The organism is Streptomyces sp. NPDC001933 (genome assembly GCF_042890955.1).
In the GTDB taxonomy this organism is placed as follows: domain Bacteria; phylum Actinomycetota; class Actinomycetes; order Streptomycetales; family Streptomycetaceae; genus Streptomyces.
Genome location: NZ_JBIASS010000004.1, coordinates 338,000 through 350,797 on the forward strand (window position 1 = coordinate 338,000; position 12,798 = coordinate 350,797).

General features: G+C 71.2%; 10 protein-coding genes. 4 read left to right on the plus strand and 6 right to left on the minus strand.

Annotated elements, in window-relative coordinates; genetic code table 11:
* Positions 1-15 precede the first annotated feature (15 nt).
* The 3 genes from ACFYY7_RS12560 (at position 16) to ACFYY7_RS12570 (ending at position 4,069) form a co-directional block, all read left to right on the plus strand.
* Positions 16-1,740, plus strand: coding sequence for a phytoene desaturase family protein (locus tag ACFYY7_RS12560; protein WP_388660522.1), 1,725 nt, complete (start codon positions 16-18; stop codon positions 1,738-1,740).
* A complete protein-coding gene (locus tag ACFYY7_RS12565; RefSeq protein ID WP_388660525.1) occupies positions 1,737-2,792 on the plus strand; it encodes an MDR family NADP-dependent oxidoreductase in 1,056 nt (351 codons plus the stop codon). Before ACFYY7_RS12560 ends, ACFYY7_RS12565 begins: the two co-directional genes overlap by 4 nt.
* 74 nt (positions 2,793-2,866) lie before the next feature.
* Positions 2,867-4,069 carry a cytochrome P450 gene (locus tag ACFYY7_RS12570; protein WP_388660529.1) on the plus strand — a complete coding sequence of 401 codons (1,203 nt, stop codon included), beginning with the start codon at positions 2,867-2,869 and terminating at the stop codon, positions 4,067-4,069.
* 25 nt (positions 4,070-4,094) lie between these two features.
* On the opposite strand, the gene ACFYY7_RS12575 is transcribed toward ACFYY7_RS12570, so the two are convergent.
* The 6 genes from ACFYY7_RS12575 to ACFYY7_RS12600 all read right to left on the minus strand — a co-directional run bounded on the left by ACFYY7_RS12575 (position 4,095) and on the right by ACFYY7_RS12600 (position 11,097).
* Positions 4,095-4,949 carry an NmrA/HSCARG family protein gene (locus ACFYY7_RS12575; RefSeq protein ID WP_388660532.1) on the minus strand — a complete coding sequence of 285 codons (855 nt, stop codon included), beginning with the start codon at positions 4,947-4,949 and terminating at the stop codon, positions 4,095-4,097.
* 157 nt (positions 4,950-5,106) lie between these two features.
* A complete protein-coding gene (locus tag ACFYY7_RS12580) occupies positions 5,107-6,945 on the minus strand; it encodes a serine/threonine-protein kinase (protein WP_388660535.1) in 1,839 nt (612 codons plus the stop codon).
* 99 nt (positions 6,946-7,044) lie between these two features.
* Entirely contained in the window at positions 7,045-8,301 is a 1,257-nt protein-coding gene (locus tag ACFYY7_RS12585; RefSeq protein WP_388660538.1) for an MFS transporter, read from the minus strand.
* 44 nt (positions 8,302-8,345) lie between these two features.
* Positions 8,346-8,807 carry a hypothetical protein gene (locus tag ACFYY7_RS12590; protein WP_388660540.1) on the minus strand — a complete coding sequence of 154 codons (462 nt, stop codon included), beginning with the start codon at positions 8,805-8,807 and terminating at the stop codon, positions 8,346-8,348.
* Positions 8,808-8,989: 182 nt separating this feature from the next.
* Positions 8,990-10,462: an NAD(P)/FAD-dependent oxidoreductase gene (locus ACFYY7_RS12595; protein WP_388660543.1), complete on the minus strand. Its 1,473-nt coding sequence runs from the start codon at positions 10,460-10,462 to the stop codon at positions 8,990-8,992.
* A 77-nt stretch (positions 10,463-10,539) separates the two neighbouring features.
* Complete coding sequence (locus tag ACFYY7_RS12600) at positions 10,540-11,097, minus strand: TetR/AcrR family transcriptional regulator (protein ID WP_388661099.1); 558 nt, start codon at positions 11,095-11,097, stop codon at positions 10,540-10,542.
* A gap of 229 nt (positions 11,098-11,326) precedes the next feature.
* Between ACFYY7_RS12600 and ACFYY7_RS12605 the strand changes: the two genes are divergently transcribed.
* Positions 11,327-12,742: a purine-cytosine permease family protein gene (locus ACFYY7_RS12605; protein ID WP_388660546.1), complete on the plus strand. Its 1,416-nt coding sequence runs from the start codon at positions 11,327-11,329 to the stop codon at positions 12,740-12,742.
* Positions 12,743-12,798: the final 56 nt, after the last annotated feature.

Consider the following 12,798-nt stretch of genomic DNA (forward strand, 5'->3'; position numbering starts at 1 on the left):
GAGGAGAACAGGTTCATGCCGCGTTCCGAACGAGAGTCGATGATCATCATCGGCGCAGGGCTGGGCGGGCTGTCCACCGGGTGCTACGCCCGGATGAACGGCTACCGGACCCAGGTCCTGGAGATGCATGAACTGCCCGGCGGCTGCTGCACGGCCTGGGACCGGGGCGACTTCAGACTGGACCCCTGCGTCAGCTGGCTCCTGGGCAGCGGTCCCGGCAACGAGATGCACCAGATCTGGCTGGAGCTCGGCGCGTTGCAGGGCAAGGAGATCCGGCACTTCGACGTGTTCAACGTCGTACGCGGCCGCTGCGGACGGGCCGTGTACTTCTACTCCGACCCCGACCGGCTCCAGGCCCACCTCACCGAGCTCTCGCCCGCCGACTCGGCCCTGATCAGGGACTTCTGCAAGCAACTGCGCGCCTTCCGCAAATGCCTGGCCGTCTACCCGTTCCTCAGACCGGTCGGACTGATGCCGACGACGGAACGCTGGCGCATGCTGGCCTCCTTCATCCCGTACTTCAACGTCGTGCGCAAATCCATCGGCGTACTGATGACCGACTTCTCGGCGCGGTTCAAGGACCCCCTGCTGCGCGAGGCGTTCAACTTCATCCTGTACGAGAAGCATCCGGCGTTCCCCGTACTGCCGTTCCACTTCCAGCTCGCCTCGCACGCCAACCTCTCCGCAGGCGTCCCCGAAGGAGGCTCGCTCGGGCTGGCCGAGTCGATCGAGCGGCGCTACCGCGCGCTCGGCGGCGAAGTGACCTACAACGCCAAGGTCGAGGAGGTACTGGTCGAGGACGACCGCGCGGTCGGGGTGCGGCTCAGCGACGGCCGTGAACTGCGCGCCGACATCATCGTCTCGGCCTGCGACGGACGCACCACCATGATGGACCTGCTGAAGGGCCGCTACCTCAACGAGGAGTACCGGCGCCTCTACACCCGCACCATCCGGGAACCAGGCATGGTGTTCCCCGGCTACTTCACGCTCTTCCTCGGCCTGCGCCGGGACTTCCCCTACGCCGACCCCTGCACCACCTACCTGCTCGACGAGACGGAAGCGGCCGCACTGACCGGCATCCGGCACCCCAGCATCAACGTCCAGTTCCGCAATCAGCACTACCCCGAGCTCTCCCCACCCGGGACGAGCGTCGCGTACGTCACCTACTTCTGCGACATCGCCCCCTGGCGCGCCCTGGACGAAGGACCGGAACAGGCGACCCGCAGCCGGGGCGGGCAGGAGCTGCACACGCTCCCGGTGCGCCACGGCCGCGGCTACTACGCGGCCAAGCGCCGGGCCCGCGAGACACTCGTCGCGTTCCTGGAGCGGCAGCACCCCGGCATCGCCGACGCGATCGCCGTCCGTGATGTGTCCAGCCCGCTCACCCAGGTCCGCTACACGGGCAACTACGACGGCACGGTGCTCGGCTGGCAGCCGTTCGTGGAGAGCGGCGAAACGCTGGAGAAGCTCGTGAAACGGCACGGCCCCGGCCTGCCGGGGCTGCGGAACTTCTACCAGTCCGGCGTATGGGCGACCACCGGCGGCCTGATCCGCGCGGCGGCGGCAGGCCGGCACGTCATGCAGTTCATCTGCCGCGACGACGGCCGCGCGTTCACCGCGTCCATCGACGAAAGCGGTCCGTCACCGACCCATCGGGTCATCGAGGTGGGGCCCCGGCCGGTGCCGCGGCCCCTCACGGAGGGCCGACCGGCCCCCGTCGGGAGAGAGGCAGCGGGATGAGGGCCAGGAAATGGGTGGTGCGCGAGCACGTCGAGGGCATCCCCGACGTCGAGCGGGTCTACGGCGAGATCGAGGAGGAGATCGACACCGAACTCGCCGCGGACGAGATGCTCCTGAGGACGCGCTACGTATCGGTGGACCCCTACCTCCAGGGCATCGCGCTGGACACCCCGCTCGGTGCGCACATGGGCGCCGACTCGATCATGGAAGTGCTGGAAGCGGGCCCGCTCGCCGCCCACCGCCCCGGTGACCTGGTGCAGGGGTTCGGCGGCTGGCGCACCCATCTCGTCAGCAACGGCGCCGCCACCCCCTGGCAGACCGGCACGTTCCCGATGGTCTTCCCGGCCTTCCGCCGCCTGGACCCCGACTGGTACGACGACGTGCTGCCGCTGCCCACCGCACTCGGCGTGATGGGTGGCCCCGGCATGACCGCCTGGGGCACCCTGACCAAGTTCATGTCGATCCGCCCGGGGGACACCGTCGTGATCAGCGGCGCCTCCGGCTCCGTCGGCTCGCTGGTCGGCCAGCTGGCCAAGCTCGCGGGGGCCAGGGTGGTGGGCACCACATCGAAGCCGGAGAAGGCGGACTACCTCGACGAGCTGGGGTTCGACGCGGTCGTCGTCTACCGCCACGGGGACAACAGCGAGGCGGTACGGGACGCGCTGCTGTGGGCCGCGCCGGACGGTGTCGACAAGTACTTCGACAATCTGGGCGGCACTGTCACCGACGCCGTGTTCTCCATGCTCAACATCGAGAGCCAGGTGGCCGTGTGCTGGCAGTGGGCCACCCAGGTGGGCCGCGACGTCACGGGACCGCGACTGCTGCCCTACATCATGTTCCCGCGCGCACACGTACGGGGCATCTTCTCGCTGGAATGGTTCACCGAACAGAACTGGCGCGCGCTCCACGACGAGCTCGGCGGCCTGGTCCGGCGGGGCGAGGTGCGCTGCGGACACACCCTCCACCACGGCTTCGAGAACATCCCGGACGCCTACCGGAGCCTCTACCGGGACAGCGGGGCCAACCGGGGCAAGGTACTCGTCGAGCTCTGACCCCCGGCCCGGCGCAACACCCGCACCCGCCCGCACCCAGCAGTTCGCCGCACCCGCGCAAGCCAGGAGGCCCCATGTCCTGCCCCGCCGACGCCCACACCCGCCCCGGCCCGCCCCTGCCCCCGCTGCACCGGCTGGACTTCGACCCACCCGGCCCGCCCCGGCCCGTCGAGTTACCCGATGGGACCCCGGCCTGGCTGGTGAGCCGATACGCCGACGTGCGCATGGTGCTGACCGACTCCCGGTTCGGACGCGCCGAGCTCCACCCGCCGGACTCCCCGTCCCTGTCGGGCGAATCCGGCCTGGTGAGCAGCGTCGACCTGATCTTCAACCAGGACGGCGAGGACCATCTGCGCCTGCGCCGCACCATGCGGCGCGCCTTCACGCCCAGGGCCGTCGCCCGCTGGCGGCCCTGGATCGCCGAGATCGTCGAACAGCGCCTGGACGAACTCGCGGACAGCGCACGCCCGGCGGACCTGGTGGCCGGCTTCACCCTCCCGCTCCCGGTCGCCGTGATCAGCAGGGTGATGGGCCTCGACAGCCAAGCCCAAGAGCCGCTGCGCCACTGGAGCCAGTACGCCTTCTCGGACGGCTCCCACCCGGAGGAGGAAATGGCCTCCGTGCTGGAGGAGTTCGCGGCCTTCGGAGCCGGGCTGCTGGCCGAGCGGCGGAAGCAGCCGGGCGACGACCTGCCCAGCGCGCTGGTACAGGCGGCCGACGAGGAGGGCGGCATCCCGGAGAGTCAACTCGTCGAGCTGGTATGCGGGCTGGTCGTGGGCGGCCATGACAGCACGATGACGATGCTCAGCAATTCACTGCTCTATCTGCTCGGCGAGCGACCGGAGGTCTGGCCCCGGCTCGGAGCGGACGAACAGGCCGCCGGCACACTGGCGGACCGCCTGCTGCACCTGATTCCGCTCGGCGACGACCGGGGGACCGCACGCCACACCGCCACCGACACCGAGGTCGGCGGCGTGACGATCCCGGCGGGAGCGGTGGTCCTCGCCGACTGCGGCGCGGCCAACCGCGACCCCGAGGTGTTCCCGCCCCGGCCGCTCGACGACCTGTTCGCGCCCCTGGCGGCGCCCACCCTGGCGTTCGGAGCGGGCGCGCACTACTGCCTGGGCGTCTGGCTGGCCAGGCTGGAACTCCGGCTCGCCCTGCACCGGCTCGCAGCGCGCTTTCCCGGCCTGCGCCTGGCCCAGCCCCCGGAATCCGTCGAATGGCACCTGGGCAGCACCTCCCGCAGTCCGCAGCGGATCGCCGTGACCTGGTAGGAGCAACCGTCCGCGGTGCGCGGAGTCACCCCCGGGGCTCAGGCCAGTCCTGGGCGTCCGCCCACGTGGCGTAGGAGGTCCAGGGGACGGCGGGGAACTGTGTCCGCAGGGCCGCCATGTCCACCCGGTAACCGCCGTTCGCAAAGAAGCTGTACATGGCAAACATGTCGGGGTTCACGGTGCGCAGTTCCTCCAGTGACGACTGGCGGAACGCGACCGTGCCACCCGCGGCCCGCCCGATCTCCTCGGCCATCCGGACCGGAGTGGGGTCGTCGCCCGCGACCTCGATCCGCTGTCCGGTCCAGCGGTCCGGATCGGCGACGACCGCGGCAACGACTCGTCCCAGATCCTGCCGCGCAACCTGCTGGAGGGGAGTGTCACCGGGCATCGGCATGGTGAGGAGACCGGCGGCCACCTCGTCCCGGGAACCCAGGGCGTTGTCGTAGAAATAGGCCGGTGCCACCACCGTCGCAGGCAGTCCCGAGCGGGCCAGCAGTTCCTCGGTCCTGGCCTTGGTCTCGAAGTGCGGGACACCGGTGTCCTGGTCCGCACTGGCGACGGAGGCCAGCACCAGATGGGGCAGCGCGGCGTCCGCGGCCGCCCGCACGATGGCTGCGCCCTGGGCGACCTCGGCATCCAGGCCGTCCTGGAACGGGGTGGTGACGGCGAACGCGGCCTTCGCGCCCCGGAACGCCTCGGTGAGCGAGGCCGCGTCGAACAGATCGCCCGGCACGACCTCCGCTCCGGCCGCCGCCAGCGCACGGGCCCGCCCACTGCCGGGATCGCGCACCACGGCCCGTACGGCACCTCCCGCCTCCAGCAGGGCGGCGACCACCGCGCCACCCTGACCACCGGTCGCACCGAGTACCGCTGTAGGCATGAGGTCTCCTTGATCGAGCGACATGGGTCAATGCTGGCCCGGATCCGGCCGGCCCTGCCACCGGGAGGACGCCGGAGACGTCCGGGCGTACCAGGCAGGTCGCCCCGGCCTCCGTGTCCTGCCGGAGGCCGGGGCGACGTACCGTACCGCGGAGGGCTCAGTTGCCGGCGGCGGTCCCGGCGGCGTTGCGCCAGACGGTGAGGTCCAGCGTCATGTACTCACTGGGCGAATCCTCGCTCGGGAGCCCCTGGACCGTCACGAGGCCCATGTGCCCGGTACCCGTCGTGACGCAGATCTGCCTGCCCTTGGAGAGCGTGCTGAGCTCGATGGTCTCGGTGAACCGGGTCTCCGCGAGGCAGACATCGAGCGATCCGACCTGGCCCGGATCGAGGAGCACGAGAGTGCCGCCCGTGGTCTCGGAGTCGAGGTACCGGCCGGTGTCGTAGGAGAGCTCGTATTCACCGTCCTCGCCCTTCTGGGGCCGGACGTCGTCGTCCCCGAGCGTCAGGTGGTAGCCGGCCGGCAGGTTGACGCCCTTGTACTCGGCGGGCTCCGGCCGGGGCTTGGTGCTCGGCTTGGAGTCGCTCTCCTTGTCCCCGCTCGGCTTCTCGTTCCCGGTCGCGCCGCTGGTCTGGCTGCCGCCCGAGGAGCTGCTCGCCTGCGACTTCTGATCGTCTTTCTTGAGAAGGAAGTACAGCGTGCCGCCTGCCACGATGCCGAGGACCAGCGCGGCGGCGATGGCGGTGACAGCACGCCGTTTGCCGGAGCCCTCGGGGCGCTGGGGCGCCTGCTGCGTGGTCTGCGGAGCGGGGGTGCCGGGGTACGTATGCGCCTGCGTCGGGAACTGGGTCGGAGCGTAGGCGTTGGCGTGGGCCTGGCCCTGGGCCGGATGGGGCACCTGGTACGGAGGCTGGGGCTGTGGCGGGACGGGAGAGGGCTGAGCCGGCTGAGTGAGCTGCTGCGCCACGGGCGGACCGTAGCCCGGAGGCGGGGTCGCCGGGGCCACCGGCGCGGTGGGCGAGTACGCCCCGGGCGGGGCGGCGGCCGGAGGCGGCGGGGTCTGGACCGGGGCCGGGGCCGCCGCGCGTACCGTGATGTCGGCGGAGACCGGGGCGGGCAGCCAGTCCTCGGGGCGGCGCAGCACCGTCTCCGCGTTCGCGGACTGGCAGAGCGCGATGACCTCGGCGATCGACGGCCTGGCCGCCGGGTCCTTGGCGAGGCAGCGGCTGACGAGCTCCGTCAGCCGCGGCGGGACGTGGGTGAGGTCGGGCTCCTCGTGGACGATCCGGTAGAGAACACCGTGCGAGGTCCCCTCGCCGAACGCCGGTGTCCCCGTCGACGCGTAGGCCGCCACCTGGCCGAGCGCGAAGACGTCGGTGGCCGGGGTCACCTTGCGCCCGGCGGCCTGCTCCGGCGCCATGAACGAGGGGGTGCCGATGGTGACGCCGCTGCCGGTGAGCGAGGTCGCGTCGGCGGCGTGGGCGATGCCGAAGTCGATGACGCGGGGGCCGTCGGCGGCGAGCAGCACGTTGGACGGCTTGAGGTCGCGGTGGACGATGCCCGCGCCGTGGATGACGTGCAGTGCCTCGGCCATGCCCGCGATCAGCAGCACCACCGTCTCGACGGGCAGCGCCCCGTGCGTGACGACCGCGTCGGCGAGCGAGGGGCCCGGCACGTACGCGGTGGCGAGCCACGGGTGCGCGGCGTCCGTGGCCGCGTCGATGACCGGCGCGGTGAACAGGCCCTGCACGCGCTGCGCGGACTTCACCTCCTGGGCGAACCGGCGGCGGAATTCGGCGTCCTCGCCGAACTCGGGCCGGATCACCTTGATGGCCACCGGCCGCCCGCCGGGTGTGTACGACAGGTACACCTTGCCCATGCCGCCCGCGCCGAGCTTGGCGGCCAGCCGGTATCCGGCGATGGTGGTCGGGTCGTCTCCCTCAAGCGGTTGGAAGACCTGAGAGGCCCTTCCCGGGTCCGGCTGCTGACCACTCATCACTAACGTCTCCCACGCAGAACGCCGATTTCGAAACGGCACCATGTACAAGTACGGGCCCTGGGCGCCCGTTCCGGCCGGGCAAGGGCTGTCCCGTACTCAGGACCGGGAGGACGCCGTGGGTGGTGGTCCCGGTTGCAGATCCGGCACCCGGGGCAGCCTGCGCGCCGCGTACGTGCCCGCGCCGGCAGCCAGCAGCATCACGCAGCCCGCGAAGATCAGCCCGGCCTGGCGCAGCCCGAGCCAGGTCGCCAGGGCGCCGACGCCGACCACCGGCAGCGAGATCCCGCCGTACGCGACGACGAAGAACGCCGAAATGGTGCCGCCGCGATTGCGTGCCGGGGCCACGCCGCTGATCAGGGTGAGCGCGGCACGGAAGGCCAGCCCCTGGCCGGTGCCGCCGCACAGGGCGCCCAGGACGAGCAGGAGCAGGGATTCGGCGATCAGCGAGGACGCCACCAGCAGGAGTCCGGCGACGAGGATGCCGCAGCCGACCGGAAGTGCGAGTCGTGCGCCGATCCGCGGGGACAGGGACTGCCCGACCGTCGAAGCGAGGAACACGGAGAAGACCACGGCGCCCGAGACCGCCAGATTGTGCACACCGAGCGTCCGCTCGGCGAAGCTCGGTGCGACCGCCGTGAACAGTCCCAGAAGCGCGAAGCCGGCGAAGGCCGCCAGCGAGGCGGGCAGGAAGACCCCCTTCACCTCGGAGGGGACGGACAGCCCCTGTGGCCTCAGGCGCGGCCGTCGCTTCGGCTCGGCGACGGTCTCCGGCAGGAGCCAGGTGATCCCGCAGGCCACGGTCACCAGGCCCAGATGGACCCAGAACGGAAGCGTCAGCGGCCAGGGCGTGTACTGCGCGAGGATCCCGGAGAGCAGCGGCCCGCAGCCCAGACCGCCCATGTTCGCCGCGGTGGCGGCGAATCCCGCACGTGCCTTGTGCCCGGGGCCCGCCAGTTCGATCACGGCCGCCGTTGCCGCACCGCTCAGCAGACCGGCCGCGCAGCCGGACAGCAGCCGCCCCGCGAAGAGCAGCGGCAGACCCCCTTCCACCAGGAAGCACCCCGCGCTCGCCGCCGACAGGCCCAGTGCGCAAAGCAGCACAGGTCTTCGGCCGCTCTCGTCGGAGTAGTTCCCCGCCACCAGCAGCACCGTGATCACGGCGACGGCGTAGACGGCGAAGACGACCGTCACCATCAGCTCGGAGAATCCCAGCTGTTCCTGGTAGAGCCCGTACAGCGGGGTGGGCAGGGTGGTCCCGGCCATCCCGATGGCGAAGACCAACGCGGCGGCCACGTACCCGGGCCGCCATCGGCCGCCGGTGTTCCCTGTGCATTCGCGAGCGTTCACGCACATCACCTCGCGGCCGGTGTCTCCGTCGCGGCCGGGCCCGGGAGCGGTCAGTCCCAGAGCTCGTGCGTCATGACCCGCTCGGTGTATGCCGGCCTGCCCTCGGTGTAGACGAGCTGCATGCGAGTGAACTGCCGCAGCTCGGGATGGGCCTTCCAGGACTGAGGGCGGTCCAGCCGGACGATGACGGTATAGGTGTGGAACTTGCCGGCTGCACAGTAGGGCTCGCAGTCGTTCACCGCGTCAAGTGCCCTGCCCACGGCGGATTGCGATCCCCAGTGGGACCACTGGATGTCGATGAGGCGGTTGTTGCCGTCGCCGCAGGCGAGCAGGAAGTCGTCGGGCCGTACCTGTGGGTTCGAGAAGCAGTCGACGGCCACCACACGTGTCGACGAGCGGGACTCCGTGGCGGCGGGTGCTGACGCGGATGCGGATGCCGGAACGGGAATCGCCGCCGCGAGTGCCGTGGCGGCGCACAGCATGAGCGCTGTCCTGAATTTGCGTGTGTGCATATCGGCTCCTCGGCTGCCTGAGGCCGGGCCCACGCCGACCGGCGCAGTCGTCGGTCGTGGGTCCTTCTTCCAGCCGTCGTCCCTGAAACGACAATATGGCCACACCCAGTGATACACCACCCGTACGGGTTGCAACAGTGCCAAAATGGCACAAAAGGTTACCCGGGTGCTTCCGGTACTCGTCAGCGACCGGGCCGGACGGCGCGCAGGGCGCGGTCGGTGTCCTGCGGCTGTTCCGCGGCCTTCTCCGTCCGACCCACTGCCGACTCCCATTCCGCCCGGTCGGGGCCGTCGAACCGGGGTGCGAAGCCCGGGTGTTGGTCGAGCCAGTGGGCCAGCCGGGCGCGTACCTCTTCGGTGCCGTACGCCTGATCGGCGGTGAGCTGGAGGTGGCGGACCTTCGCGCGTGCGCGCATGACCAGTGGGTCGTCGAACGCGCAGGCGGCGAGGGCGGCCCGCTCGCGGGCGGCGGCGGTGGGGGGATCGGTGGACACCCGTGCGGGATCGCCGAGTTGAGCCGCGTTGGCCCGGTCCGCGGCGACCTGGGCGTCGAACCGCAGGCGCAGGGTCTGCGAAAGCCATCGGTGGTATGCGTCGGTGAACGCCGCCGGATCCGAGGCGGCGCCGGCGTTCCGGGCCACCCACTGCGCCGCTTCCAGGGCCATGGCCACTCCCTGTCCCATCGTGGGATTGGTGTACGCGACCGAATCCCCGACGCCGACGAGGCCGGTGACCACGGGCCCGTCGGCGTCGGCCGGTGTGGCCCAGCGATTGTGCAGGCCACCCATCGCGAGCACTCCGGAGACCGGCTCGGGCTCCAGCGCCAGCCAGGCCGCGATGGCGGGAAACGTCCGGGCGACCCGCTCGAACACCGCCGGGTCCCGCAGTGCCGCGCGGGTCGGATCGGCGGTGGACACCGTCAAGGAGGCCGCGAAGATGCCGTTGTCCGACGGGAACACCCCGCCGACCGCGAATGCAGAGGTCGAACCCGCCTTGACGCGTCCGGCGTCACGCGGCCCGTCGGGGCGCAGCCGGTACCAACGGCAGAAGTACGCGATCCGGACGCGGTGGTTCTCCACGACGGCGTCCCGGCAGCCCGCCGCGGACAGCCAGCGGGGCACCGGCGAGCGCCGGCCCCCCGCATCGAGCACCAGATCCGCCTCGTGCGTCCCGGAGGCGGACCGTACCCCCGTGACCTGCGGGACGTCACCGCGCCGGTCGGCGAGGATCCCCTCGACGGGCTCCCCGAGCCGTACCTCGACGCCCGGCTCGCGGTGCACCGCATCGTGCAGGGCGGCCTCCAGCACGATGCGCCGGGTCTGGATCGTCACCAGGTCCTCGTCGCCGGGGCGGGCGGGCCCGCGGTCGTCGAACCACTCGAATTCATTGCGTTCCCGGGCGCCCATGCGCAGCATCGCACGGTACACATCCGGAACCTCGGCGCGAAGTACGGTCCGGACCGGGGCCAGGAGTCCGTGCGGCTGGACCGCCTGCGGCACACCGGGGCGGTGCCAGTCGAAGAATTCCCGGTCGGCATCCGGTCCCGGACGGTGGCCGTCCCGTTCGAACAGGGTCACCCGATGGCCCCGCCGCCCCAAGAACAACGCGGCGGCCAGGCCGCCGATCCCGCCACCGACAATCGCAACCCGCGTCAATGTGGTCCCCTCCACGCCGTGTTGCGAACCAACCGTATCCCAGGCCCGGGGCCCCGGCATGACGCGAGCGGGAAGGTCTAACCCCGCTCCACCAGCCGCTCGGTCGCCGAAAGTGCCATGCGCAGCACGCTCGCCCGGTCCGCGCCGCGCTGGCCGAGGACCACGCGCGTGCTCAACCCGTCGAGCAGGGCCAGGAGTTCGGAAGCGCGGGTCGCCGTGTCGAGGTCCTCGGCGAAGCGGCCCTGCCGCACGCCCTTGGCGAGAAGCGATTCGAGGTCCTCCTGCCAGCCGCGGTCGATCTCGGCCTGGGCCTGTCGCAGCGGCTCGTTCGACGCGGTGCGCGCCCACAGTTCGATCCACAGGGTCCAGCGCGGATCGCGCGGCCCGAGAGGGAGGTACAGCTCGATGAACTGGCCGAGCTTGCGTTCGGCGCCGGCCCGGCCGGCCAGCAGCGTCCGGCGCTCCTCGGCGAGCGCGCTCTCGCTCCAGCCCAGCACCTCCAGGAGCAGCCGGTCCTTGCTGCCGAAGTAGTAGAGGATGTGGCCGCCGCTGGTGCCGAGGCGCTTGGCGAGTGCCGACATGGTGAGTCCGGCCAGGCCGTCCTCGGCGATGGCCGTCATCGCCTCCTCCAGCATGCGTTCCCGGGCCAGATGCCCGTCTCGCCGTCGCGTCGCCGCCACGCCACCCCTCCCTTTTCCGTGGACCCCGTGACGACCTTACGGGACACCCCCCGGCCCGCCGATTTCGGCGGAGGTCTTGACGGGCCCCCGCGGACGCATCTTGAATGCCGTTCTAACTTTTAGAACGGCATTCAAAGTACTGTTCCGGGATTCCCGGAGCACGCACGGATGAGGGGCAGGCCGCATGACGCAGCAGGAGACGACCGCGAGAGCGCCCGGTGGGACCGTGGCCACCGACCAGGCCTTCCAGGTCGAGACGCACGGCATCGACCCGATTCCCGACGAGGAGCGCCACGGCGGCGCGAGGGATCTGTTCTGGCTCTGGTTCGGATCCAACCTCACCTTCACCTACGTCATCAACGGCGCCCTGGCCGTCGCCTTCGGGCTCTCCTTCTGGCAGGCGACCGGCGTCGTCGTCATCGGCGGACTGGCGTTCTTCGCCATCAGCGCAGCCGGGCTGAGCGGCGTACGCACCGGCACCGCCACCCTGGTGATCTCCCGGGCCCCCTTCGGCGTCCGCGGCAACTGGCCCGCCGGAATGCTCAACTGGGTGGTCAGCATCGGCTACACCATCCTCAACACGGTCGTCGGCACGCTCGCCCTCGAAGCGTTCTTCGCCGACCTGGGATGGGTCTCCGGCCACACCGGACGGGCCCTCGCCCTGCTGATCACCCTCGCGCTGACGTTCCTCGTCGCCCTCTGGGGCCATGCCACCGTCCAGCTCGCCGAGCGCTGGATCGCGTACGTACTGGCCGTCGGGTTCGCCGCCCTCCTCGTTTTCCTGCTGCCGGGCGCCGACACCGGCGGCGCGGCGGTCCACCCCGGGGCCTCCGGGTGGAGTCTCGCCTTCGTCGTGATGCTTGCCGGGCCGTTCTCGTACGTCCCGATGCCCGCCGACTACACGCGTTACCTGCCGAGGACGACCTCGCTGCGCTCGCTCACCTGGTGCGGAGCCCTGGGCGGCTTCGTCTCCTCGGTCGCCCTGGGCGTGGCCGGGGTGGCCGCCGCCACGCAGACGGACATGACCGACGCCGTGGCAGGCACGGAGAAGCTGCTGCCGGGATGGTTCCAGCCGCTCTTCCTCGCCCTCGTGCTCGGCGGCTCGGTCACCAACTCCATCGTCACGCTCTACTCGTCGAGCCTGAACCTCCAGGTGCTCGGAGTGCCCTGGAGCCGCTCCAAGGCCATCATCATCAGCGCGGCCGTCACCGCCGCGGGCTCCCTCTGCGCGCTCTTCCTCACCGACTTCACCAGCTCGCTGCTTTCCTTCCTCTCCCTGCTCATCATCGTGTTCGCACCCTGGGGCGGTGTGTTCCTCGCGGACATGGTGATGCGCAGCTGCCACTACGACGCACCGGCACTGCACGCCGGACCGGACGGTGCCTACTGGTACCGCTCCGGCTACCACCCCGCCGGCATGACCGCGCTGCTCGCCGGAATGGTCTTCGCCGCGCTGACCTGCGACTCCGAGCTGTGGACCGGCCCGCTGGTCGCACCGCTGGGCGGCGCCGACCTCACCCTGCTCGGCTCTGTCGTCTCGGCCCTCGTCTACTGGGCGCTCGCCCGCCGGACCGTCGCACCGCACACCGAACCTTCCTGACCGGCGGCCACACCCCGCCGAACCACCGACCGACCGCACCACCGCACCACAAGGAG